Source organism: Mycobacterium saskatchewanense (assembly GCF_010729105.1).
Lineage (GTDB): Bacteria > Actinomycetota > Actinomycetes > Mycobacteriales > Mycobacteriaceae > Mycobacterium > Mycobacterium saskatchewanense.
Map to the genome: position 1 here is coordinate 1,113,415 of NZ_AP022573.1, position 22,532 is coordinate 1,135,946.

The following is a 22,532-nucleotide window of genomic DNA, read 5'->3' on the forward strand; positions in this document are numbered from 1 at the left end:
GGCTGTGGGCGCCTGTGGTGCGAAAGCGCCGCGGTAAGTGCCGGTTTTGGTCGACGTGAGTACCGCCGGGGCAGGCTGCGCAGCCGATGATCGGGCACGACGGCGCACGAAACCCCCGGCCGCCGGGGTTCGCCGACACGCCGCCCGAGCGCCGGGGCTGGCGCCGTGGGCACTATTTCGAGGACTTGCCCTTGTCGGTGTTTTTATCTGAGCCTTTGTCGGAGCTCTTGTCCGAGCCTTTGTCAGAGCCGTTGTCGGAGCTCTTGTCCGAGGCGGCGCGGTTGGCCTGCGGCAACAGCGCGTCGAGCGCGGCACCCGTAATCCGCCGGAATGCGCGCCGCGGCCGGTTGGCGTCCAGGACGGCCACCTCCAGGGAGGCCACCCCGAGCGTCGGCTGATCGCCGCCCGAACCGCCCGAGCTCGACGAGGTGTCCGGGCTGCCCGCGCGCAGCGCTTCCACCGCGATGCGCACGGCGTCGGACAGATCGGCGTTCTCGGTGTAGGTGTCCTTGAGGGCGGTGGCGATCGGCTCCGTCGTGCCGCCCATGACCACGAAATGCGGCTCGTCGGCGATCGACCCGTCATACAGGATCCGGTACAGCTCGGGTGGCTTGGTCTCGCCGTAGTGCGCGACCTCGGCGACGCACAATTCCACCTCGTAGGGCTTGGCCTGCTCGGTGAAGATGGTGCCCAGGGTCTGGGCATAGACGTTGGCCAGCTGCCTGCCGGTGACGTCGCGGCGGTCGTAGGCGTAGCCGCGGGTATCGGCGAACTGGATTCCGCCGCGGCGCAGGTTGTCGAACTCGTTGAACTTGCCGGCCGCCGCGAAGCCCACGCGATCGTAGAGTTCGCTGATCTTCTGCAGCGACCGCGACGGGTTCTCCGCGACGAACAGCACGCCACCCGCGTAGGCCAGCGCCACCACGCTGCGGCCCCGGGCGATGCCCTTGCGCGCGAGCTCGCTGCGCTCGCGCATCGCCTGCTCGGGCGAGATGAAATACGGGAAGCTCACTTGTTCCCCCGCGACTCGGCGTCGGGGCCGAAAGTATCGGCGCGCGAACGACTTTCGATGACCTGGCGGGCCAGTTCGGCGATGCGGCTCTCCGGCACGTCGGCGGCGCCTTCGGCGCTGATGGTGACGGCCGTGGGGTAGATGCCGCGGACCAGATCCGGTCCGCCGGTTGCGGAGTCGTCGTCGGCGGCGTCGTACAGCGCCTCCACGGCCACGCGCACCGCGGAGTCGGCATCCGTCACCTGTGAGTACAGCTTCTTGATCGACGACTTCGCAAAGATCGACCCCGACCCCACCGACTGGTAGCCCTCTTCTTCCAGGTTCCAGCCGCCGGCGGCGTCGAACGACACGATGCGGCCGGCGCTCTGCGGGTCGGCGGCGTGGATGTCGTAGCCGGCCAACAGCGGAAGCGCCACCAGGCCTTGCATCGCGGCCGCCAGGTTGCCGCGGACCATGATGGCGAGCCGGTTCACCTTGCCGGCGAACGTGAGCGGCACGCCCTCGAGCTTCTCGTAGTGCTCGAGCTCCACCGCGTAAAGGCGGGCGAACTCCACGGCGATCGCGGCGGTGCCCGCGATCCCCGTGGCGGTGTAGTCGTCGGTGATGTACACCTTCTTGACGTCGCGCCCGGCGATCATGTTGCCCTGCGTCGAGCGCCGGTCGCCTGCGATGACGACACCGCCCGGGTATTTCAGGGCGACGATCGTGGTGCCGTGCGGCAGTTGCGCGCCGGCACCACCGGGATGATGGCCGCCGCCGAGGTTGGCCGGCAGCAGCTCGGGCGCCTCGCGGCGCAGGTAGTCGGCAAACGACGACAGGTTTACAGCCGAGTTTCCCGAGAGAGCGAAATTAGTGGACAGGCGATCAGAGAACGACCAGGTCACTGTCCGCCCTTTTGGACATACGCCCGGACGAAGTCCTCAGCGTTCTCCTCAAGGACGTCGTCGATCTCGTCGAGCAGGTCGTCGGTGTCTTCGGCGAGCTTCTCGCGGCGCTCTTGGCCCGCGGCCGTGCTGCCGGCGAGGTCGTCGTCATCGCCGCCGCCACCACCACGCTTGGTCTGCTCCTGAGCCATTGCCGCCTCCTGCTTTCGGTGAATCTCATCAGCGGCCAGTTTGGTTCGGTGAACCGCACTGCCCGCTGGTCTTTCCCTACCCTACCGGTCGACCCCGACGTTTCCCCGCCGAACCGGGCTTAGCTGGTGAGTTGCTCGACCAGTTCGACGGCGCTGTCCACCGAGTCCAGCAGCGCGCCGACGTGCGCCTTGCTGCCCCGAAGCGGCTCGAGGGTCGGGATGCGGACGAGCGAATCGCCACCGAGGTCGAAGATCACCGAGTCCCAGCTGGCGGCGGCGATGTCGGCACCGAAGCGGCGCAGGCACTCCCCCCGGAAGTAGGCGCGGGTGTCGGTCGGCGGATTGTCGACGGCCTCGAGCACCTGGTGCTCGCTGACCAGACGCTTCATCGACCCGCGTGCCACCAGCCGGTTGTAGAGGCCCTTGTCCAGCCGGACGTCGGAATATTGCAGATCGACCAGGTGCAGCCGGGGCGCCGACCAGCTCAGGTTCTCCCGCTGCCGGAAGCCTTCGAGCAACCGCAACTTGGCCGGCCAATCCAGCAGCTCCGCGCACTCCATCGGGTCGCGCTCCAGCAGGTCGAGCACGTTCGCCCAGGTCTCGACGATGTCGGACGCGCGCGGATCGGGATCTCGGCCGTCGACCAGCTTTGCGGCGCGGTCGAGATAAATCCGTTGCAGCGCAAGGGCTGTCATCTCGCGGCCGTCGGCCATGGCGACGGCGACCCGCAGCGACGGATCGCGGCTGATCGCGTGGACGGCGTGCACCGGCCGCGCCAGCATCAGGTCGCTCAGGTCTATCCCGTGGGCCGGGCCCTCCTCGATCAGGTCGAGGACCAGCGCGGTGGTGCCCAGCTTCAGGTAGGTCGACGTCTCCGCGAGGTTGGCGTCGCCGATGATGACGTGCAGCCGGCGGTATCGGTCGGCGTCGGCGTGCGGCTCGTCGCGGGTGTTGATGATGCCGCGCTTGAGCGTCGTCTCGAGCCCGACCTCGACCTCGATGTAGTCGGAGCGCTGCGACAGCTGGAAGCCGGCCTCGTCGCCCGAGGGGCCGATGCCGACGCGGCCGGAACCCGTCACGACCTGCCGGGACACCAGGAACGGGGTGAGGCCCGCGATGATGGCCGAGAACGGCGTCTGCCGCGACATCAGGTAGTTCTCGTGCGCCCCGTAGGAAGCGCCCTTGCCGTCCACGTTGTTCTTGTAAAGCTGCAGTTTGGCGGCCCCCGGCACGCTGGCGACGTGCCTGGCGGCGGCCTCCATCACCCGCTCGCCGGCCTTGTCCCAGATCACGGCGTCGAGGGCGTCCGCGCACTCGGGCGCGGAATACTCCGGGTGCGCGTGGTCGACGTAGAGGCGGGCGCCGTTGGTCAGGATCATGTTGGCCGCGCCGACCTCGTCGGCGTCGACCACCGGTGGCGGCCCGGCCGAGCGGCTCAGGTCGAACCCGCGCGCATCCCGCAGCGGCGATTCCACCTCGTAGTCCCACCGGGTGCGTTTGGCCCGCTGGATGCCGGCGGCGGCCGCATAGGCCAGCACCGCCTGCGTCGACGTGAGGATCGGGTTGGCGGTCGGGTCGGACGGCGACGAGATGCCGTACTCGACCTCCGTCCCGATAATCCTTTGCATGCCACCAGCCTAGGCCGCCGACGAACCGGCCCGCGCTGGGGCATGAGCCGCTGACCCGCCACCGGGCCGGCGGACTGCTCGCGCGGTTACGGTTGTCTCGTGCCGCCTTGGCCTGTCTTCGTCGGCGTCGGCGCGGTGCTGGGCTCGCTGAGCGGCCTATTCGGCGTAGGCGGGTCGTCATTGGCCACTCCGCTGTTGTCCGTGCTCGGAGTGCCCGGTCTGATGGCAGTCGCGTCGCCGCTCCCCGCGACGGTGCCTACGGCGGTGACGGCGGCCTGGCCGTACGTTCGCCGACGCAATGTCCGCCCACGTGCGGCGCTGTGGTCACTAGTGGGCGCGGTTCCGGCCAGTGTCATCGGCGCATTGCTCGCGCATCTGATCGGCGGTGGCCCGCTGCTCATCGCTTCCGGTGTCGCGCTGGTCGCGGTGGGTGTCAGGGTCCTGCGTCCCGTGTCCGATCGCGCCCACCGCGTCGGCGAAGCCCGGCGCCGGGACCGTCCCATGCTCGTGGCGGCGTCCGCGGGGGTAGGGCTATTCACCGGCCTGCTCGCCAACGGCGGCGGTTTTCTCCTTGTTCCGATGTTCCTGCTCGTGTTCGGTCTGACCATGTTGGAGGCCGCCGGCACCAGCCTGGCCGTGGTCGCGGCGCTGGCCATCCCGACGACCGCGATGCACGGGGCGCTCGGACACATCGACTGGTCCGTGGCCGGGGCGCTGGCGATCGGGGCTACCCCTGCCAGCGCCGTCACGGCGTTGTGGGCGCAGCACAAGAACGCTCGGCGCATGCAGGCCGCCTTCGCGTGGTTTCTGATCGTCAGCGGGGCGGCGTTCATCTTGTACCGGCTGGTCGCGTGAATCGATCCGCCGCGACGCTGCTGGGGTTCACGCTGCCGGTGCCGCACTCGCTCATCCACAATGAGCCTCTTTCTCGGCTCGCTGACGTTCGTGTACATCAGCGCCCGAGCGACCGGCGACGCCGCATACCGCTCCACGTTCCTCGACCCGCTGATCGACGACCTGCGCGCGTGACCTTGGTAGCGCGGAACCGCTACCGCGGGGCCGTAGCGGTCGCGCGCCATGTTGACGCGACCGGGCCCAGTGATTAACTTCACCCTGTGTCCGCCCCAGAATCCGGTCCCATAGTGCGCGATCCGGCCAACGACCTGTCCGGGAAGCGTTACGGCGAAGTGCTTCTGGTGACCCCCGGTGAGGCGGGCCCGCAAGCAACGGTCTACAACAGCTTCCCGCTCAACGACTGCCCCGCCGAGCTGTGGTCCCAGCTCGACGCGCAGGCCATCGCCAAAGAGAACGGTGCCGCGACGGCGCTGCTCAACGGGCCGCGCTACTGGCTGATGAACTCCATCGAGAAGCAGACCCGCGGCCCGCAGATCACGAAGAACTTCGGCGGCATCGAGATGATCATGCAGGCGACGGTGCTGCTGGCCTCGATGAACCCGGCCCCGTACACGGTCAACCAGGTCAGCCGCAACACCGTCTTCGTCTTCAATGCCGGCGAAGAGGTCTACGAGCTGCAGGACCCGCACGGACAGCACTGGGTGATGCAGACCTGGAGCCAGGTCGCGGACCCGAACCTGTCGCGGGCCGACCTGCCGAAGCTGGGCGAGCGGCTCAAGCTGCCCGACGGGTGGTCCTACCAGCCGCGCGTGCTCACCAGCGAACTGCGCGTCGACACCACGACGCGCGCCGCCCGCGTCCTGCAGGACGACCTGACGAACAGCTACTCGCTGGTGACGGGCTGACCAGGCCACAACTTCGCTGAGCGACCGTGTCTGTACACCGACACGCCGTGCGGGGTGTCATTTCGCGGCCGCTCGCGGAACCGCGACGTGACGGCCTCGGAACCGGCGACGTGACGGCCTCGCCGACACCTCGAGCGTGTCGGCGAGGCCCCAGACCCCTACAGGTACTGACCCAGGTTGGACTCGGTGTCGATGGCCCGAGAGGCGCTCGACGACTTGCCGGTGACCAGCGTGCGGATGTAGACGATCCGTTCGCCCTTCTTGCCCGAGATCCGCGCCCAGTCGTCGGGGTTGGTGGTGTTGGGCAGGTCCTCGTTCTCGGCGAACTCGTCGACGATCGAGTCGAGCAGGTGCTGGATGCGCAGACCGGGCTGCCCGGTCTCCAGCACCGACTTGATCGCGTTCTTCTTCGCCCGGTCGACGACGTTCTGGATCATCGCCCCGGAGTTGAAGTCCTTGAAGTACATGACTTCCTTGTCACCGTTGGCGTAGGTGACCTCCAGGAACCGGTTGTCGTCGATCTCGGCGTACATCCGCTCGACGACCTTCTCGATCATCGCCATGATGCAGGCCGCCCGGTCGCCGTCGAACTCGGCCAGGTCATCGGCGTGCACCGGCAGCGAATCGGTCAGGTACTTCGAGAAGATGTCCTGTGCCGCTTCGGCATCCGGCCGCTCGATCTTGATCTTCACGTCCAGCCGGCCGGGCCGCAGGATTGCCGGGTCGATCATGTCCTCGCGGTTCGAGGCGCCGATCACGATGACATTCTCGAGCCCCTCCACGCCGTCGATCTCGCTCAGCAACTGCGGGACCACGGTAGTTTCGACGTCCGACGAGACCCCGGTGCCGCGGGTGCGGAAGATCGAGTCCATCTCGTCGAAGAACACGATCACCGGCGTTCCCTCGGACGCCTTCTCGCGGGCGCGCTGGAAGATCAGCCGGATGTGGCGCTCCGTTTCACCCACGAACTTGTTGAGCAGCTCGGGGCCCTTGATGTTCAGGAAGTACGACTTGGCCTCGCGGGCGTCGTCGCCGCGGACCTCTGCCATCTTCTTGGCCAGCGAGTTCGCGACCGCCTTGGCGATGAGCGTCTTGCCGCAGCCGGGTGGGCCGTAGAGCAACACGCCTTTGGGCGGACGCAGCGCGTACTCGCGGTACAGCTCCTTGTGCAGGAAGGGCAGCTCGACGGCGTCGCGGATCTGCTCGATCTGGCGCGTGAGACCACCGATGTCCTCGTAGCTGACGTCGGGCACCTCCTCGAGTACCAGGTCCTCGACCTCCGCCTTCGGGATGCGCTCGAACGCGTAGCCCGCCTTGGTGTCGACCAGCAGGGAGTCGCCGGGCCGCAGCTTGCGGGGCCGGGTGTCGTCGTTGAGGGCGTCGGGTTGGTTGTCCGGCAGGTCCGGTGCGACCAGGGGCTCGGCGAGCCAGACGATGCGTTCCTCGTCGGCGTGGCCGACGACGAGCGCACGGTGCCCGTCGGCCAGGAGCTCGCGCAGCGTGGAGATCTCGCCGACCGATTCATACGTGCCGGCCTCGACGACGGTCAGGGCCTCGTTGAGCCGAACGGTCTGGCCCTTACGCAGGACCGAGACGTCGATGTTCGGCGAGCACGTCAGCCGCATCTTGCGGCCCGAGGTGAACACGTCGACCGTGTCGTCCTCGTGTGTGGACAGCAGCACGCCGTAACCGCTCGGCGGCTGACCGAGCCGGTCGACCTCCTCGCGGAGCGCCAACAGCTGCTGGCGCGCCTCCTTGAGGGTGTCCATCAACTTGGAGTTGCGCGCCGCAAGCGAATCGATGCGGGCCTCCAGCTGGTGCACATCGCGGGCGGACCGGGCGTTGCCCTGCGCGCCGCCCGCGCTCTCCAGTTGCTCGCGCAGCATTGCCGCTTCGCGGCGTAGTTGTTCCAATTCGGCAGCTTCGCCGCTGGACATGCTGGACTCGCGGGGGGTACCGAATGCTTCAGAACGCTCTGAGCCACCCATGTTGCGCTCCTTTCCCACCCCGAAATGGCGTGGATACCTCAAAGCTACCGGCGATTGCCGGTTCATGTGCGCAGTCAAATACCCACGAAAAGTTAAGACTTTCGTCACGCTGGTAAATTCGGCGACGAATCGTGTTGATCGAAACGGCCCAGAGGGAACGTAGTGACCGCAAAGTGCCTCGCCACTGGCTCATCCGGCCGCTCACTATGGCGGCGGTGGCCGTCGCTGTGACTTCCGTTGCACCCGTTGGCCCGAAATCAGTGATCACCCGCCCGTAACCTGGCTGACCGTCCGGATGCCCCGACACTCGTCCGCAACGCTGATCGCCGCCGCGACCGTGGCGGCGGTCGCGCTCGCGGGATGTTCGGCGAGTAAGCCCAAGATCGCGTCGTCGCCCACGGCGCCGGCGCCGCCCGCCACCTCGATCCCGGTCGCCGCTCCCCCGACCGCTCCGCTCCCGGGCCCGGAAGCCCTCAACGCGGTGCTCACCCGGCTGGCCGACCCGAACGTCCCGGGCACCGACAAGGTGAGCCTGGTCGAGGGCGCGACCCCCGAGAGCGCGGGCACCCTGGACAAGTTCGTCAGCGCGCTGCGCGACAACGGCTATCTGCCCATGACGTTCGCGGCCAACAACGTCGCCTGGTCGGACAAGAACCCCTCCCACGTGATGGCCAGCGTCACGGTCAACACGGCGCAACCGAACAACCCGAACTTCACCTTCCCGATGGAGTTCGCCCCGTTCCAGGGCGGGTGGCAGTTGTCCCGCCGGACCGCCGAAATGCTGCTGGCCCTGGGCAAGTCGCCGGCCCCGTCGTCCAGTTCCGCTCCGCCGGCTCCCAGTTCCGCTCCGCCGCCGCCCGGTCCACCCCTGCCACCGCCGCCCGAACCCGCCCCGGCGCCGACCCCGGAACCCGCTCCGACCCCACCGCCACCGGGTTGACCGGCGGGATGTGGATCGGCTGGCTGGAGTTCGACGTGCTCCTCGGCGATGTGCGATCACTCAAACAGAAGAGGTCGGTTATCCGCCCGGTGGTGGCCGAACTGCAGCGAAAGTTCGGCGTGTCGGCGGCGGAGACGGGCGCGCGCGAGCTGTATCGGCGGGCCGGCATCGGCGTGGCGATGGTCTCCGGTGACCGCGGCCATGCGGTCGACGTGCTGGACGCGGCCGAACGCCTGGTCGCCGGCCATCCCGAGTTCGAGCTGTTGTCGGTCCGGCGCTCGTTGCTGCGCAGCGACGATCTGACCTGACGGCCTAGCCGTCGCGCCCCACGCGCTTGCGGCCCAACGGCGCCGGGGCGACGGCGCCGGGAGCGAGTCGCCGGGTGAACACCAGGAAAGCGGTGTGTCCGCGCATCGAATGCTGCGGCCGGACCGCCAGGCCGACGACGTTCCAGCCGCGCTGCAGCGTCTCCCAGGATCGGGGCTCGGTCCAGCACTGCTGGGCCCGCAACGCCTCCACGGCCCGCGACAGCTGGGTGACCGTGGCGACGTAGATCATCAGCACGCCGCCGGGGACCAGCAGCCGCGCGACGGAGTCGAGCACCTCCCAGGGGGCGAGCATGTCCAGCACGGCGCGGTCAAAAGAGCCGTCGGGCAGGTCGGAGTCCGCGACGTCGCTGACGATCAGCTGCCAGTTGTCGGGCGGCCCGCCGGAGAACACCGAGACGTTGCGCCGAGCATGCTCGGCGTGGTCGGCGCGCGCCTCGTAGGACACCACCCGCCCCTCCGGCCCCACGCTGCGCAGCAACGACAGAGTCAGCGCACCCGAGCCGGCCCCGGCCTCCAGCACCCGGGCGCCGGGGAAGATGTCGCCCTCGTGCACGATCTGCGCCGCGTCCTTCGGATAGATCACCTGCGGGCCGCGGGGCATCGACATCACGTAGTCGACGAGAAGGGGGCGGAGCACCAGGAAGAGCGCACCGTTGCTGGACTTCACGACGCTGCCCTGTTCCAGGCCGATGAGGGCGTCGTGGGGGATGGAGCCGCGATGGGTGTGAAACTCGGCGCCCTCGGTGAGGACCATCGTGTAGTGCCGGCCCTTGGCGTCGGTGAGCTGGACGCGCTCCCCCGCGGTGAAAGGGCCGGTCTCGGACACGCCGTCCAGCGTGCCAGCCGACTCGCCGCGCCGGCTGCCCGGGGTTGTCGGTCCCCGGTCCTAAGCTGCCGGCATGACCGTCCTGCGGGTGGAGACGACGCCACGTCCGTCTGCAGCACCGGCCTCAAGACCGGCGTTGTCCCCGTCGCGGGCGGCGGACTTCAAGCAGTGCCCGTTGCTCTATCGCTTCCGGGCGATCGACCGGCTGCCGGAAGCACCGTCGGCGGCGCAGCTGCGCGGGTCGGTGGTGCACTCGGCGCTCGAGCAGCTCTACGGCCTGCCCGCGGCGCAGCGCGGCCCCGACACGGCGGCGGCGCTGGTGGAGGCGGCGTGGGACAAGGTGGTCGCCGCGGAGCCCGACCTTGCCGGCGAGCTGGCCGCCGCGCAGCGCACCGAACTGCTCGCCGAGGCGCGCGCGCTGCTGGCGGGGTATTACCGGCTCGAAGATCCGACCCGGTTCGATCCGCAGTGCTGCGAAGAACGGGTCGAAGTGGAACTCGCCGACGGCACGCTGTTGCGTGGATTCATCGACCGCATCGACGTCGCCGCGACGGGGGAACTGCGGGTGGTCGACTACAAGACCGGCAAGGCGCCGCCCGCCGCGCGGGCACTCGCGGAGTTCAAAGCGATGTTCCAGATGAAGTTCTACGCGGTTGCGCTGCTGCGGTCGCGCGGCGTGAAACCCGCGCGCCTGCGGTTGATCTACCTCGCCGACGGCCAGGTGTTGGACTATTCGCCGGAGCACGACGAACTGCTGCGCTTCGAGAAGACGCTGATCGCGATCTGGCGGGCCATCCAATCCGCGGGCCAGACGGGCGATTTCCGCCCCAGCCAGTCGCGGTTGTGCGACTGGTGCCCGCATCAGCAGCATTGCCCGCTCTTTGGCGGAACTCCCCCGCCCTACCCCGGCTGGCCGGAAATTGCCGGCGCTCAGGCTGTTTGAGCCGGACCACCCGCCGCTTGGCTCATCGATCCGCCGGCTCCGCCGCGCCCGCCATCGCCACGGGCTCATCGATCCACGGGCTCATCGATCTACCGGGCTCATCGATCCGCCGAACGTGGGGGCTACGCATGAAGATTCGGCGAATTTCGTACAACCCCCACGTTCGGCGCGCGGAAGCCCGGCCCCACAGCGCCTTACGATCACTACGCGAGCGGGGACATCTCCTGCAGCATCGTGGGGATCAACTCGCTGACGGTGGGATGGATGTGCATCGTGCGCGACAGCGTCGTGTACGGCGCCTTGGCCGACATGATGTCCAGGATGGCGTGAACGACCTCGTCGCCCCCGACCCCGAAGATCGCGGCCCCGAGGATCTCGTGGGTGGCGGCATCCACCACCACCTTCATGAAGCCTTCGGTCTCGCCCTTTTCCACCGCCCTGCCGACCCTGGTCATCGGCCGCTTGCCGACCAGCGCCCGGCGGCCCGAAGCGCGGACCTGGTCGACGGTCATGCCGGCCCGGCCCAGCGGCGGGTCGATGTAGAGGGCGTAGGCGGTGATGCGGTCGCTCACCCGACGCGGGTCGTCGTCGAGCAGATTGGCGGCGACGATCTCGAAGTCGTTGTAGGAGGTGTGGGTGAACGCCCCCTTGCCGTTGCAGTCGCCCATCGCCCAGATGTGCTCGACGCTCGTCTTGAGCTGGTCGTCGACCACGATGTAGCCACGCCCGTCGATCTGCACACCGGCCGCATCAAGGCCCAGGTCGTCGGTGTTGGGTCGCCGCCCCACCGCCAGCAGCAGGTGACTACCGGCGATGGCGCCGGCGCCGGCGCGCGGGGTCAGTTCGAATCCGTTGTCCACCTTACGGACTCGCACGTCGTCGGCGCCCACGACGACGTCGATGCCCTCGGCCTCGAGGATCTCCCGGACGGTGGCCGACACGTCCTCGTCTTCGCGCGACGCCAGCCGCGAGGCCCGCTCGACTACGGTCACCCGGGCCCCGAAGCGCCGGTACATCTGGGCGAACTCCAGCGCGATGTAGCCGCCACCGACGATGACGAGATGGTCTGGCACGCTGTCGAGTTCGAGGATGGACACGTTGGTCAGGTACTCCACGTCGGACAGGCCGGGGATGTCCGGGACCACCGCGCGGCCACCGACATTGAGGAAGATCCGGTCGGCCTTCACCACTTTTTCGCCGACCCGCAGGGTGTGCGGGTCCTCGAAGCGGGCGTGCCCGCGAAAGACCGTGCAGCCCTCCATGCCGTCGAGCCAGTCTTCGATGCCCGCGCGGTCGGCGAGCATGATCTCGTCCTTGCGCGCCTTGACCTTCGCCATGTCCACGCTGATGGCCCCGGTTCCGACCCCGTACTCGGCGCCGCGGCGCGCCAGGTGGGCGGCGTAGGCGCTGGCCACGAGCGTCTTCGTCGGGATGCATCCGGTGTTGACACACGTCCCTCCGAAGAGCTTGCGCTCGACCAGCGCGACGCGCTGCCCGGCCGCGGTCAGCCGACCCGCAAGCGGGGGCCCGGCCTGTCCCGCGCCGACGATGATCGCGTCGAAATGGTCTGTCACAGGCTGGCCGTCACGGCGAGGATCGCGAAACCTCCCAAGATCGCGATCGCATCCTCGAGCAGCGCGATCGGCAGGTCCTGCCCGTCGCGAGCGGCGACCAGCCGCCGGCGGGCGTGGAAGCCGCCCAGGGTACCCAGCACCGCGCCGATCACACCGGCGCCCAGTGCGCTGAAGGTGTAGTGCCACGCGGCCCCGATGACCGCGCCGGCGAACGCGCCCATCACCATCCGGGCGGCGAACGAGGGCGGCGCGGTGCGCGCCGGGGTCTGGGGCAGCTTGTCGGTGACCAGTTCGCCGATCGCCAGAACGGTCAGCACCAACACCGTGATGATGTTGGCGACCCACGACGCCCAGGTGGCATGCAGATTGATCCACCCGAGAAAGCCCGCCCAGGCGACGACCGCGGGAGCGGTGAGCGAGCGCAGGCCCGCGACGACGCCAATCAGCAACGCCATCAACAGAACAAGAGCGTGTGTCACGACAGCCTCCTAGAGGTTGAACAGCCCGGCGACGAACAGGGCTGAGGCCTATGGAGGTGACACGGGCACGGCCCTAGGCGGACGCTAACACAGCAATGCCGCCGCTGCCGGGTCGATCAGAACCGACAGAACCTGATGTCGGACGCCAGGATCGCCTTGGCGCCGATCGCCGCGAGCTCGTCCATGATCTCGTTGACGCCCCGGCGCGGCACCAGCGCGCGGATCGCGACCCAGTCCGGGTCGGCCAGCGGGGCGATGGTCGGTGACTCCAGTCCCGGCGTGATCGCCGTGGCCCTGTCCAACACCGCGCGGGGACAGTCGTAGTCGAGCATCAGGTACTGCTGCCCGAAGACCACACCCTGCACCCGGGCCACCAGCTGGTCGCGGGCGTGCGCGGCCTGACCGTCGTGGTCGACCCGCTCGATCAGCACCGCCTCCGAATCACACAGGGGGTCCCCGAAGGCCACCAGGTTGTGCAGGGCGAGTGTGCGTCCGGACCCCACCACGTCGGCGATGGCGTCGGCCACCCCGAGCTGCACGGAAATCTCGACGGCGCCGTCCAGCCGGATGACGGTCGCCTCGACACCCTTGGCCGCCAAGTCTTTTCGTACCAGGTTGGGGTAGGCGCTGGCGATCCGCTTTCCCGCCAGGTCGGCCGTCGTCCACTGCCGGCCGGCCGGTCCAGCGTAGCGGAAGCTGGACGAGCCGAACCCCAGCGCGAGGCGCTCGCGCACCGGCGCGCCGGAATCCAGCACCAGGTCGCGGCCGGTGATGCCGAAGTCGAGCTCTCCCGAGCCGACATAGATGGCAATGTCTTTGGGCCGCAGGAAGAAGAACTCGACCTGATTGATCGGATCGATGACCGTCAAGTCCTTGGGGTCGGTGCGGCGCCGGTAGCCCGCCTCGGCGAGGATCTCGCTGGCCGGCTCGCTCAGCGCGCCCTTGTTGGGTACCGCGACCCGCAACATGCTCACAGCTTCCGGTAGACGTCGTCGAGGGACAGCCCGCGCGCGATCATCAACACCTGGGTCCAGTAGAGCAACTGGCTGATCTCCTCGGCCAGCGCTTCGTCGGCCTCGTGCTCGGCGGCCAGCCACACCTCGCCGGCCTCCTCCAGGATCTTCTTCCCCAACCCGTGCACTCCGGCGTCCAGCGCGGCGACCGTCGCGCTGCCGGCCGGCCGGGTACGCGCGCGCTCGCCCAGTTCGGCGAACAGATCCTCGAAGGTCTTCACGGCGAGCGATTGTTCCACGCGGCGGCCGCCGGAGTCACGGCGGTTTTCCGGCACGCAGGCAGCGCGCGTCCACGCCTCCGGTTATGCGTTTGCTGAGTCAGGGTAATCGCGTCAGTTGAGCGGATATCTCGACGAGCCGGCCCGCATTCGGGAGCGACCTAATAAGGCATTTGTTGAGTGTTGAAAGCACCCTTCGAGTGGGCTGGGTTTTTCGCTGAAGGGATTTGAGCTGCAGTGTTGCCGGAATCGGTAGCACTGTCCCGGCCACGGAGTTCCCACGAGTGCCCACATCTTCCGTCCGGCACCCAAGACATAGAAGGCGGGAGAGCGCCGGCGACCGCGGGGTACCGGTACGCGACGACGGGTGGCGTTATTTGCCCGCGCGAGCACGGGCCGCGTCTCGATGACCACGGGGCAAGACGGCGTGACGGCCATTGCCGACTTATCGGTCGGGTGTTCCAAACGCCACTTCGGGGTCCGCACGCTCCGGTACTTCTTCGTCGATCTCGTCACCGGCCGGTTCCAGCGGGAAGGGTTCGTCCGGCAGGGCGCGTTCATGGCCGGGACCGAGCTTGGTGTGGCGCGTGTGATTCGCGGCCGCGAGCGTGCGCGGAATGCCACCGGGGCTCAGTCCTCGGGGTTGTAGCCCAGGTTGGGGGCGAGCCAGCGCTCGGCCTCCCGCAGGGTCCAGCCCTTGCGCCTCGCGTAGTCGGCGACCTGGTCTTGGGCCACCCGACCGATGACGAAGTACTGCGACTGCGGGTGCGAGAAATACCAACCGCTGACCGCAGCCCCGGGCCACATCGCCATGGACTCCGTCAACTCGATGCCGGCCCGCTCCTTGACGTCCAGCAACTTCCAGAGCGTCGCCTTCTCGGTGTGCTCCGGGCAGGCCGGGTAGCCGGGGGCGGGGCGGATCCCCACGTACTTCTCGCTGATGAGCGCCTCGTTGTCCAGATGCTCGTCCGGCTGAAATCCCCAGAACTCCTTGCGAACTCGCTGATGCATCCGTTCGGCGAACGCCTCCGCCAGTCGGTCGGCGATCGACTCCAGCAGGATCGCGCTGTAGTCGTCGTGGGCCGCCTTGAACTCCGCGATCTTGTCCTGGCTGCCCAGCCCCGCGGTGACGGCGAAGGCGCCGACGTAGTCGGCCAGACCCGTGTTCTTGGGCGCGACGTAGTCGCCCAGCGACCGGTTCGGGATGCCGTCCCGGTGCTCGCCCTGCTGGCGCAGGTTGTGCAACGTGGTCAGCACCTCGGTGCGGGTGTCGTCGGTGTAGACCTCGATGTCGTCACCGACGGCGTTGGCGGGGAAGAAACCGATCACCCCGTTGGCGGTCAGCCACTTCTCCTTGATGAGGGTGTCCAGCATCTCCTGGGCGTCGTCGTACAGCTTGCGCGCAGCCTCGCCCGAGACCGGGTTGTTCAGGATGTCGGGGAACCTGCCCTTCATCTCCCAGGCGTTGAAGAACGGCTGCCAGTCGATGTACTCGCGCAACTCCGCGAGGTCGTAGTCGTGAAAATCCCGCACTCCCAGGCCTTGAGCGGGCACCGGCGGCGTGTAGCCGTCCCACTCGATCGGCGTCCGGTTCGCCCGGGCCTTCTCCAGCGTGAGCATCGGCCGCTCGTTCTTCTGGGAATGCCGTTCGCGCAGCGATGCGTAGTCCTTCTCGGTGGCCTCCAGCAGAGCCGGCCGCTGCCTGTCGTCGAGGAGCGCCGCGGCGACCGGCACCGAGCGGGACGCGTCCTTGACCCAGACCACCGGACCGCTGCGACGCGGCGACACCTTCACGGCCGTATGGGCGCGCGAGGTGGTCGCACCACCGATCAGCAGCGGAATTTCCAGCCCCTCGCGTTCCATCTCGACGGCGAAGTTGACCATCTCGTCCAGGGACGGGGTGATCAGCCCGGACAGCCCGATGATGTCGGCCTCGTGTTCCTTCGCCGCGGCCAGGATCTTCTCGGCGGGCACCATCACACCGAGATCGATCACCTCGAAGTTGTTGCACTGCAGGACGACCCCGACGATGTTCTTGCCGATGTCGTGGACGTCGCCCTTCACGGTCGCCATGATGATCGTGCCGTTGGTGTCTTTCCCAGCTGTGGCGCCCGACTCTTCCTTCTCGGCCTCGATGTACGGCAGCAGGTACGCGACGGCCTTCTTCATCACCCGGGCCGACTTCACCACCTGGGGCAGGAACATCTTCCCCGAGCCGAAGAGATCGCCGACGACGTTCATGCCGTCCATCAGCGGGCCCTCGATCACCTCGATCGGGCGGCCGCCCGCGGCGGCGATCTCGGCCCGCAATTCCTCGGTGTCGTCATCGACGTGGGCGTCGATGCCCTTGACCAGGGCGTGCGTGATCCGCTCGCGGACCGGGAGGCTGCGCCACTCGGCCGCCTTTGGATCCTCGGTCTTGTCCGTCTTGTTGAACCGTTCGGCGATCTCCAGCAGCCTCTCGGCCGCGTCGTCGCGGCGGTTCAGGACGACGTCCTCGATGCGGTCCCGCAGCTCGGGGTCGATCGAGTCGTAGGGCACCAGCGCGCCGGCGTTGACGATACCCATGTCCAGGCCGGCCTTGATGGCGTGGAACAGGAACACCGCGTGGATCGCCTCGCGCACGGGGTTGTTGCCCCGGAACGAGAACGACACGTTCGAGATACCGCCGGAGATGTGCACCCCGGGCAGGTTCTCCTTGATCCAGGCGCAGGCCTCGATGAAGTCGATCCCGTACGTCGCGTGCTCCTCGATACCGGTCGCCAGCGCGAAGCAGTTCGGGTCGAAGATGATGTCCTCGGCCGGGAAGCCGACCTCTTCGGTCAGGATCCGGTAGGCGCGCCCACAGATCTCCTTGCGGCGCTCCAGGTTGTCGGCCTGGCCCTGCTCGTCGAAGGCCATCACCACGACGGCGGCGCCGTACTTGCGGCACAGCCGCGCCTCGCGGACGAACTTCTCCTCGCCCTCCTTCATCGAGATCGAGTTGACGATCGGCTTGCCCTGCACGTTCTTCAGGCCCGCCTCGATGACCTCCCACTTGGACGAGTCGATCATCACCGGCACGCGGCTGATGTCCGGCTCGGCCGCGATCAGCTTGGTGAACCGGTCCATCGCGGCGACGCCGTCGATCATGCCCTCGTCCATGTTGATGTCGATCACCTGCGCGCCGACCTCGACCTGCTGCAGGGCGACCGACAGCGCGGTGTCGTAGTCCTGCGCCTTGATCAGGTTGCGGAACCGGGCGGAGCCGGTGATGTTCGTGCGCTCGCCGATGTTGACGAACAGCGAGTCGTCGGTGATGTTGAGCGGCTCCAGGCCGGCGAGCCGGGTGGCCACCGGGATGTGCGGCACCTCGCGCGGCGGCTTGCCCTCGACGACCTTGGCGATCTCGGCGATGTGCGGCGGCGCCGTCCCGCAGCATCCGCCGACCAGGTTGACCAGACCGGCCTCGGCGAAGTCGGCGATGTAGCTCGCCTGACGCTCGGGGGACTCGTCGTATTCACCGAATGCGTTGGGCAGTCCGGCGTTCGGGTAGCAGGAGACGAAGGTGTCCGCAATCCGCGACACCTCGGCGATGTAGGGCCGCATCTCCGGCGCGCCCAGGGCGCAGTTGAGGCCCACCGCGAGCGGCTTCGCGTGCCTGATCGAGTTCCAGAACGCCTCGGTGACCTGACCGGACAACGTCCGGCCGGAAGCATCCGTGATGGTGCCCGAGATGATCACCGGCCAGCGGCGTCCGCGCTCCTCGAACAGCGTCTCGATGGCGAACACCGCCGCCTTGGCGTTCAGCGAGTCGAAGATCGTCTCGACGATGAGCAGGTCGACACCGCCGTCGACCAGGCCGTTGGCGGCTTCGCGGTAGGCGGCGACCAGCTGGTCGTAGGAGACGTTGCGCGCTCCCGGGTCGTTGACGTCCGGCGAGATCGACGCGGTCCGCGTCGTCGGCCCGAGGGCTCCGGCGACGTATCGGGGCTTTTCCGAGGTGCTGTACTCGTCGGCGGCCTTGCGGGCCAGGGCGGCGCCGGCGTAGTTCAGCTCGTAGCTCAGGTCCGCCATGTCGTAGTCGGAGAGCGAGATCGCGTTCGCGTTGAACGTGTTGGTTTCCAGGATGTCGGCGCCCGCGTCGAGGTATTCGCGGTGGATCCCCTCGATGATCTGCGGCTGCGTCAGGTTCAGCAGGTCGTTGTTGCCTTGTAGAGCGGTGGGCCACTCCGTGAACCGCTCGCCGCGGTACCCCGCCTCGTCCGGCCGGTCCCGCTGGATCGCCGTGCCCATCGCGCCGTCGATCACCATGATCCGCTGGCGCAGAGCGGCCGTCAGTTCGTCGGTGCAGTCGGGGCGGATGTTCGGCACGAACGTGTCGGGGGCCGGGACGTTTACGGGGGCGTTCACATGCATTCCTTCCATTACGGAAGGCGTCCTTGACTCTGCCGAGCGTGGCGGATACCGGTAGGGACCGGAAAACCGTTGCAACGCCTCTCGACCAGAAAAGTCTACGTCGTCACGCGACGTCTGGACGCCCAGCTCGACTCGACCCGCTCGGCGTTCGCAGCGCCCGTGAGCGCCATCTCGCGGATCTTGTCGACGGTGTCATAGTTACCAATGTTAACGAGTTAGCAGCCGAACGTATTTCGTCGCAGTCACCCCACAAGGATAGTCGTCCTATGGAATGCGCCCGCTGGTTGACAGGGCCCTGACAGCTCGCAGCGAGTTCCCGGCGAGCGTATTCGCAGGCAGTCTGCAGAAGGCCGTACGCTGATTCTGTGACCCCGCCCCAGGGCCCCCCTTACGGAGAAGCCGCGCTGCCCGAACTGCACAACACCATCGTCGTGGCGGCGTTCGAGGGCTGGAACGACGCCGGCGACGCGGCCAGCGATGCGCTCGACCATCTCGAGACCATCTGGGAGGCCGACCCGATCATCGAGATCGACGACGAGGCGTATTACGACTACCAGGTGAATCGCCCCGTCATCCGGCAGGTCGACGGGGTGACGCGAGAGCTGGTGTGGCCGGCGATGCGCATCTCCCACTGCCGGCCGCCGGGCTGCGACCGCGACGTCGTGCTGATGCATGGGGTGGAGCCCAACATGCGCTGGCGGACCTTCTCCGCCGAATTGGTGGCCATCGCCGACAAGCTCAACGCCGACACCGTCGTCATCCTCGGCGCCCTGCTGGCCGATACCCCGCACACCCGGCCGGTGCCCGTGTCGGGCGCGGCGTACTCCCCCGAGTCGGCGAAGCGCTTCGGCCTCGAGGAGACCCGCTACGAGGGCCCGACCGGGATCGCCGGGGTATTCCAGGACGCCTGCGTGGCCGCCGGGATCCCGGCGGTGACGTTCTGGGCGGCGGTGCCGCACTACGTGTCACAGCCGCCGAACCCGAAGGCGACGGTGGCGCTGCTGCGGCGGGTCGAGGACGTGCTGGACGTCGAGGTGCCACTGGCCGACCTGCCGGCTCAGGCCGAGGAGTGGGAGCAGGCGATCACCGAGATGGCCGCCGAGGACGAGGACCTGGCCGAGTACGTGACGTCCCTCGAGCAGCGCGGCGACGCCGAGGTCGACATGAACGAGGCCCTGGGCAAGATCGACGGCGACGCCCTGGCCGCCGAGTTCGAGCGCTACCTGCGCCGCCGGCGACCCGGGTTCGGGCGCTGACCCTTCCGCCGAACGTCGACTAGTTGTGCCGCAACTCGCCGACTCCGCGCATCAACTCGACGCTGGACCGTCCAGGGCCGCGTTGTAGGCGCTGGTCGACCGCCCCAGCGCGGCCACCTCGTCATCCATCCGCGGCACCAGTTCCGCGGTGTGCCGCAGCACCGGCAGCTCGCCGATCGGGGTGGACAGCACCGGCTTGAGCCACCGGAACAGCCCCACCCAGGGCGGCGAGTAGACGTGCCGCGCGCGGCCCTCGATGCCCTTGACGAAGGCGTCCGCGCAGTCGTCGACGGTGGTGGTCTTGTTCAGCGGCCACGGCAGCTTCGTCAGCAGTTCGGCGAAGGACGGCAGGTCGGCCTTGGTGTCGCGGACCAGGGCGGTGTCGATCCACGACATGTGCGCCGAGCCGACGCTGACACCGTGGTGGGCGACCTCCAGGCGCAGCGCGTTGGCGAGGATCTCGACGGCCGCCTTCGACGCGTTGTACGGCGCCAGCCCCGGAGCCGCCGCGTAGGCCGCCAGCGACGAGACGACGAGCACGTAGCCGCGACGGTCGATCACCGCCGGCAGGGTGGCGCGAACCGTGTGGAAGACGCCGAGCACGTTGATGTCCTGCACCCGCTTGAACGCCTCGGGGTCGACATGCAGCAGCGACCCATAGCTGGCGATGCCCGCGTTGGCGACCACGACATCGATACCGCCGAAGCGTTCGATGGCCTGGGCGGCGGCGGACTGCATTGCGGGCAGGTCGCGCACGTCGGCGACCGCGGTCAGCACCCGGTCGTCGCCGAGCTCGGCCGCCAGCGCGGTGAGCTCGGCCTGGTCGAGATCCGTCAGCACCAATTTGGCGCCCCGCTTGGCCAGCCGGCGCGCCACCTCGGCCCCGATCCCGCGGGCGCCGCCGGTGATGAAAACAACTTTGTCCCGCAGTGACGTCATGGCCGAGACCGTACCTCGTGACCGGCTCCGCGACGATTACAGGTCTACGCCGAGCAGCGCGTCGATCGCGGTGGCCACCAGTTTCGGCGCCGCGGTGTCGTGACCCCCGTATTGCAGCGCGTCGGCGGCCCAACCATCGAGGGCGGCGAGCGCTTTCGGCGTGTTCAGGTCGTCGGCCAGGTATTGGCGCAGGCGGGCGATCACGTCGGTGGCGTCCGGCCCGGCCGGCAGCGCGGCCGCGGAGCGCCAGCGGTGCAGCCGCGCGTTCGCGTCGTCGAGCACCTGGGGGCTCCAGAACCGGTCCGCCCGGTAGTGGCCGGACAGCAGTCCCAGCCGGATCGCCGACGGTTCGACGCCCTGTTCGCGCAGCTTGGACACCAGGACCAGGTTTCCGCGGCTCTTGGACATCTTGTGCCCGTCCCAGCCGATCATTCCGGCGTGCACGTAGTGCCGCGCGAACCGGCGCTCGACCCGCACGCATTCGGCGTGCGCGGCGGTGAATTCGTGGTGCGGGAAGATCAGGTCGGCGCCCCCGCCCTGGATGTCCGGGCCGGTGCCGATGCGGCTCAGCGCGATCGCCGCGCACTCGACGTGCCAGCCGGGCCGTCCGGCGCCGAACGGTGACGGCCAGCTCGGTTCCCCCGGCCGCGCCGCGCGCCACAGCAGCGCGTCGAGCTCGTCGCTCTTGCCGGGGCGGTGGGGGTCGCCGCCGCGTTCCTCGGACAGGCGCAGCATGGTCTCCCGGTCATAGCCGGACTCGTAGCCGAACTGGGGCGTGGCGTCCGCCCGGTAATAGACGTCGGGATGATCGCCGTCCAGCACGTAGGCCGCGCCCGACGCCAGCATCTTCTCGACGAGCTCGACGACCTCGGCGATCGCCTCGGTGGCGCCGACGTACTCGCGCGGCGGCAGCACCCGCAGGGCGGCCATATCCTCCCGGAAGAGCGCGACCTCGCGGTCGCCCAGCACGCGCCAGTCGATGCCGTCCCGTTCGGCGCGTGCCAGCAGCGGGTCGTCGACGTCGGTGACGTTCTGCACGTAGTGCACGTCGTGCCCGAGGTCCAGCCATTGGCGGTAGACGAGGTCGAACGCCAGGTACGTCGCCGCGTGGCCGAGGTGGGTGGCGTCGTAGGGCGTGATCCCGCAGACGTACATGCTCGCTTTGGCACCGGCCGCCACCGGGCGCACCTGCCGGTCGGCGGTGTCGTACAGCCGTAGCTCCGGCCCGCGCCCCGGTACCACCGGAACCTGTGCGGAAGACCACGTCTGCATAACGTCGACTCTAAACGCGGGCGGGATCAGCGAAATTCCTGGCGGATGGCGCCGAGGAGGATCGGCGCCAGCTCGGCGCGGCACATCACGAAGTCGGGCAGGTAGGGGTCGAGCTGGTTGTAGCGCAGCGGTGACCCGTCGAGCCGCGACGCGTGCATGCCCGCGGCCATCACCACCCCGGCCGGCGCCGCCGAGTCCCACTCCCATTGGCCGCCGGCATGCACGTAGGCGTCGACGTGTCCGTCGATGATGGCCATTGCCTTGGCGCCCGCGGAACCGATCGCGACGGGCTGGATGTGCAGGGTCTGCCGCATACGGTGCAGGACGGCCGGGGGCCGGGTCGCGCTGACGGCGATGCGGATGGTGTCCGGGATGCCCTCGCGGGCGGTGCCGGCGGTGACGGTGTCGCTGCGGTACACGGTGTTGCCGCGGGCGGGCAGGGCGACAGCCGCGTCGGTGATCTCGGGCCGGTCGTCGCCTCGGCCGTCGCCGGGACGCTGCCACAGCGCGACGTGCACCGCCCAGTCATCGCGGCCGGGCGTGGAGAACTCGCGGGTGCCGTCCAGCGGGTCGATGATCCACACCCGGTCGCGCTTGAGCCGGACCAGGTCGTCGTACGCCTCCTCGCTGAGCACCGCGTCGCCGGGCCGCTCGGCGCGCAGGCGTCGGAGCAGAAGGTCGTTCGCCAGGGTGTCGCCCGCATCCCCGAGCGCCCACGGATGGCCGAAGCCGATCTCGTCGCGCACCTTCAGCAGCAACTCCCCCGCGTCTGCGGCCAGGTCGGCGGCGAGCGCGGCGTCCGTCATCTCATCGCCGGCCGGGGTCACCGCATCAGTATCGCCGACGGCCGCGCACGGCCGCGCCCCACGCTAGAACGCCGGT

Annotated in this window: 20 protein-coding genes and 2 pseudogenes; 8 read left to right on the forward strand and 14 right to left on the reverse strand. The window is 68.8% G+C overall.

The features are described 5' to 3' along the window. Window positions 1–172 precede the first annotated feature (172 nt). The 4 genes from prcA to dop all read right to left on the reverse strand — a co-directional run bounded on the left by prcA (window position 173) and on the right by dop (window position 3,715). Window positions 173–1,012 (reverse strand): proteasome subunit alpha, encoded by an 840-nt coding sequence (gene prcA, locus G6N56_RS05105; protein ID WP_085254037.1) that lies wholly within the window; start codon window positions 1,010–1,012, stop codon window positions 173–175. Continuing rightward, window positions 1,009–1,896 carry a proteasome subunit beta gene (gene prcB, locus G6N56_RS05110; RefSeq protein ID WP_085254038.1) on the reverse strand — a complete coding sequence of 296 codons (888 nt, stop codon included), beginning with the start codon at window positions 1,894–1,896 and terminating at the stop codon, window positions 1,009–1,011. The genes prcA and prcB overlap by 4 nt, the downstream gene beginning before the upstream one ends. Then, on the reverse strand, window positions 1,893–2,087 hold the full coding sequence (locus G6N56_RS05115; protein ID WP_085254039.1) for a ubiquitin-like protein Pup: 195 nt from the start codon (window positions 2,085–2,087) through the stop codon (window positions 1,893–1,895). Before G6N56_RS05115 ends, prcB begins: the two co-directional genes overlap by 4 nt. A 119-nt stretch (window positions 2,088–2,206) precedes the next feature. Then, the gene (dop, locus tag G6N56_RS05120) at window positions 2,207–3,715 is read right to left on the reverse strand and encodes a pup deamidase/depupylase (RefSeq protein ID WP_085254040.1); all 1,509 of its coding nucleotides are present in this window, start codon (window positions 3,713–3,715) and stop codon (window positions 2,207–2,209) included. A gap of 99 nt (window positions 3,716–3,814) precedes the next feature. Between dop and G6N56_RS05125 the strand changes: the two genes are divergently transcribed. The 3 genes and pseudogenes from G6N56_RS05125 (at window position 3,815) to G6N56_RS05135 (ending at window position 5,475) form a co-directional block, all read left to right on the forward strand. Next, entirely contained in the window at window positions 3,815–4,570 is a 756-nt protein-coding gene (locus G6N56_RS05125; RefSeq protein WP_085254041.1) for a sulfite exporter TauE/SafE family protein, read from the forward strand. A 14-nt stretch (window positions 4,571–4,584) separates the two neighbouring features. Next, a pseudogene (locus tag G6N56_RS05130) lies at window positions 4,585–4,821 on the forward strand (hypothetical protein); the annotation flags it as partial. Between the two features lie 9 nt (window positions 4,822–4,830). Further along, the gene (locus G6N56_RS05135) at window positions 4,831–5,475 is read left to right on the forward strand and encodes a hypothetical protein (protein WP_085254042.1); all 645 of its coding nucleotides are present in this window, start codon (window positions 4,831–4,833) and stop codon (window positions 5,473–5,475) included. Window positions 5,476–5,633: 158 nt separating this feature from the next. Here G6N56_RS05135 and arc read toward each other — a convergent pair whose 3' ends face one another. After that, window positions 5,634–7,463, reverse strand: coding sequence for a proteasome ATPase (gene arc / locus G6N56_RS05140; RefSeq protein WP_085254102.1), 1,830 nt, complete (start codon window positions 7,461–7,463; stop codon window positions 5,634–5,636). Window positions 7,464–7,758: 295 nt separating this feature from the next. On the opposite strand from arc, the gene G6N56_RS05145 reads away from it, so the two are divergent. Together G6N56_RS05145 and G6N56_RS05150 are read left to right on the forward strand one after the other, a co-directional pair. Beyond that, window positions 7,759–8,403, forward strand: coding sequence for a lipoprotein LppK (locus G6N56_RS05145; RefSeq protein WP_085254043.1), 645 nt, complete (start codon window positions 7,759–7,761; stop codon window positions 8,401–8,403). Between the two features lie 8 nt (window positions 8,404–8,411). Continuing rightward, window positions 8,412–8,711, forward strand: a complete 300-nt coding sequence (locus tag G6N56_RS05150; RefSeq protein ID WP_085254044.1) for a DUF503 domain-containing protein — start codon at window positions 8,412–8,414, stop codon at window positions 8,709–8,711. 4 nt (window positions 8,712–8,715) lie between these two features. On the opposite strand, the gene trmI is transcribed toward G6N56_RS05150, so the two are convergent. Further along, entirely contained in the window at window positions 8,716–9,558 is an 843-nt protein-coding gene (gene trmI / locus G6N56_RS05155) for a tRNA (adenine(58)-N(1))-methyltransferase TrmI (RefSeq protein ID WP_085254045.1), read from the reverse strand. A gap of 73 nt (window positions 9,559–9,631) precedes the next feature. Between trmI and G6N56_RS05160 the strand changes: the two genes are divergently transcribed. Beyond that, a complete protein-coding gene (locus G6N56_RS05160) occupies window positions 9,632–10,501 on the forward strand; it encodes a RecB family exonuclease (protein WP_085254046.1) in 870 nt (289 codons plus the stop codon). A 203-nt stretch (window positions 10,502–10,704) separates the two neighbouring features. Here G6N56_RS05160 and G6N56_RS05165 read toward each other — a convergent pair whose 3' ends face one another. From G6N56_RS05165 to G6N56_RS05180, 4 genes are all read right to left on the reverse strand, one after another. Beyond that, the gene (locus G6N56_RS05165) at window positions 10,705–12,075 is read right to left on the reverse strand and encodes an FAD-containing oxidoreductase (protein WP_085254047.1); all 1,371 of its coding nucleotides are present in this window, start codon (window positions 12,073–12,075) and stop codon (window positions 10,705–10,707) included. Then, window positions 12,072–12,554 carry a DUF4126 domain-containing protein gene (locus G6N56_RS05170; RefSeq protein ID WP_085254048.1) on the reverse strand — a complete coding sequence of 161 codons (483 nt, stop codon included), beginning with the start codon at window positions 12,552–12,554 and terminating at the stop codon, window positions 12,072–12,074. The genes G6N56_RS05165 and G6N56_RS05170 overlap by 4 nt, the downstream gene beginning before the upstream one ends. 116 nt (window positions 12,555–12,670) lie before the next feature. Continuing rightward, window positions 12,671–13,522 (reverse strand): ATP phosphoribosyltransferase, encoded by an 852-nt coding sequence (hisG, locus tag G6N56_RS05175; protein ID WP_085254049.1) that lies wholly within the window; start codon window positions 13,520–13,522, stop codon window positions 12,671–12,673. Window positions 13,523–13,524: 2 nt separating this feature from the next. Next, entirely contained in the window at window positions 13,525–13,806 is a 282-nt protein-coding gene (locus G6N56_RS05180; protein WP_085254103.1) for a phosphoribosyl-ATP diphosphatase, read from the reverse strand. A 385-nt stretch (window positions 13,807–14,191) separates the two neighbouring features. On the opposite strand from G6N56_RS05180, the pseudogene G6N56_RS05185 reads away from it, so the two are divergent. Continuing rightward, window positions 14,192–14,356 (forward strand): annotated as a pseudogene (locus G6N56_RS05185) (ABC transporter permease); the annotation flags it as partial. Window positions 14,357–14,415: 59 nt separating this feature from the next. On the opposite strand, the gene metH reads toward G6N56_RS05185, so the two are convergent. Next, window positions 14,416–18,192 (reverse strand): methionine synthase, encoded by a 3,777-nt coding sequence (gene metH, locus G6N56_RS05190; RefSeq protein WP_142280425.1) that lies wholly within the window; start codon window positions 18,190–18,192, stop codon window positions 14,416–14,418. Window positions 18,193–18,548: 356 nt separating this feature from the next. On the opposite strand from metH, the gene G6N56_RS05195 reads away from it, so the two are divergent. Then, complete coding sequence (locus tag G6N56_RS05195) at window positions 18,549–19,439, forward strand: PAC2 family protein (protein WP_180150480.1); 891 nt, start codon at window positions 18,549–18,551, stop codon at window positions 19,437–19,439. Window positions 19,440–19,490: 51 nt separating this feature from the next. Here the strand turns inward: G6N56_RS05195 and G6N56_RS05200 are convergent, their stop codons facing one another. Genes G6N56_RS05200 through G6N56_RS05210 form a run of 3 tightly spaced genes read right to left on the reverse strand, consistent with a single transcriptional unit; the run spans window position 19,491 to window position 22,456 of the window. Next, complete coding sequence (locus tag G6N56_RS05200; protein WP_085254052.1) at window positions 19,491–20,378, reverse strand: SDR family oxidoreductase; 888 nt, start codon at window positions 20,376–20,378, stop codon at window positions 19,491–19,493. Between the two features lie 36 nt (window positions 20,379–20,414). After that, window positions 20,415–21,650 carry a cysteine--1-D-myo-inosityl 2-amino-2-deoxy-alpha-D-glucopyranoside ligase gene (gene mshC, locus G6N56_RS05205; protein WP_085254053.1) on the reverse strand — a complete coding sequence of 412 codons (1,236 nt, stop codon included), beginning with the start codon at window positions 21,648–21,650 and terminating at the stop codon, window positions 20,415–20,417. A 26-nt stretch (window positions 21,651–21,676) separates the two neighbouring features. Next, window positions 21,677–22,456 (reverse strand): 3'(2'),5'-bisphosphate nucleotidase CysQ, encoded by a 780-nt coding sequence (locus G6N56_RS05210; RefSeq protein WP_085254105.1) that lies wholly within the window; start codon window positions 22,454–22,456, stop codon window positions 21,677–21,679. Between the last annotated feature and the right edge of the window lie 76 nt (window positions 22,457–22,532).

What these genes read in the sequence shown, in the direction of transcription:
- G6N56_RS05115 (WP_085254039.1), bottom strand. Translation starts at nt 2,087, where the DNA reads ATGGCTCAGGAGCAGACCAAGCGTGGTGGTGGCGGCGGCGATGACGAC.
- dop (WP_085254040.1), bottom strand. Translation starts at nt 3,715, where the DNA reads ATGCAAAGGATTATCGGGACGGAGGTCGAGTACGGCATCTCGTCGCCG.
- arc (WP_085254102.1), bottom strand. Translation starts at nt 7,463, where the DNA reads ATGGGTGGCTCAGAGCGTTCTGAAGCATTCGGTACCCCCCGCGAGTCC.
- G6N56_RS05145 (WP_085254043.1), top strand. Translation starts at nt 7,759, where the DNA reads ATGCCCCGACACTCGTCCGCAACGCTGATCGCCGCCGCGACCGTGGCG.
- G6N56_RS05150 (WP_085254044.1), top strand. Translation starts at nt 8,412, where the DNA reads ATGTGGATCGGCTGGCTGGAGTTCGACGTGCTCCTCGGCGATGTGCGA.
- G6N56_RS05160 (WP_085254046.1), top strand. Translation starts at nt 9,632, where the DNA reads ATGACCGTCCTGCGGGTGGAGACGACGCCACGTCCGTCTGCAGCACCG.
- hisG (WP_085254049.1), bottom strand. Translation starts at nt 13,522, where the DNA reads ATGTTGCGGGTCGCGGTACCCAACAAGGGCGCGCTGAGCGAGCCGGCC.
- metH (WP_142280425.1), bottom strand. Translation starts at nt 18,192, where the DNA reads ATGGAAGGAATGCATGTGAACGCCCCCGTAAACGTCCCGGCCCCCGAC.
- G6N56_RS05200 (WP_085254052.1), bottom strand. Translation starts at nt 20,378, where the DNA reads ATGACGTCACTGCGGGACAAAGTTGTTTTCATCACCGGCGGCGCCCGC.
- mshC (WP_085254053.1), bottom strand. Translation starts at nt 21,650, where the DNA reads ATGCAGACGTGGTCTTCCGCACAGGTTCCGGTGGTACCGGGGCGCGGG.
- G6N56_RS05210 (WP_085254105.1), bottom strand. Translation starts at nt 22,456, where the DNA reads ATGACGGACGCCGCGCTCGCCGCCGACCTGGCCGCAGACGCGGGGGAG.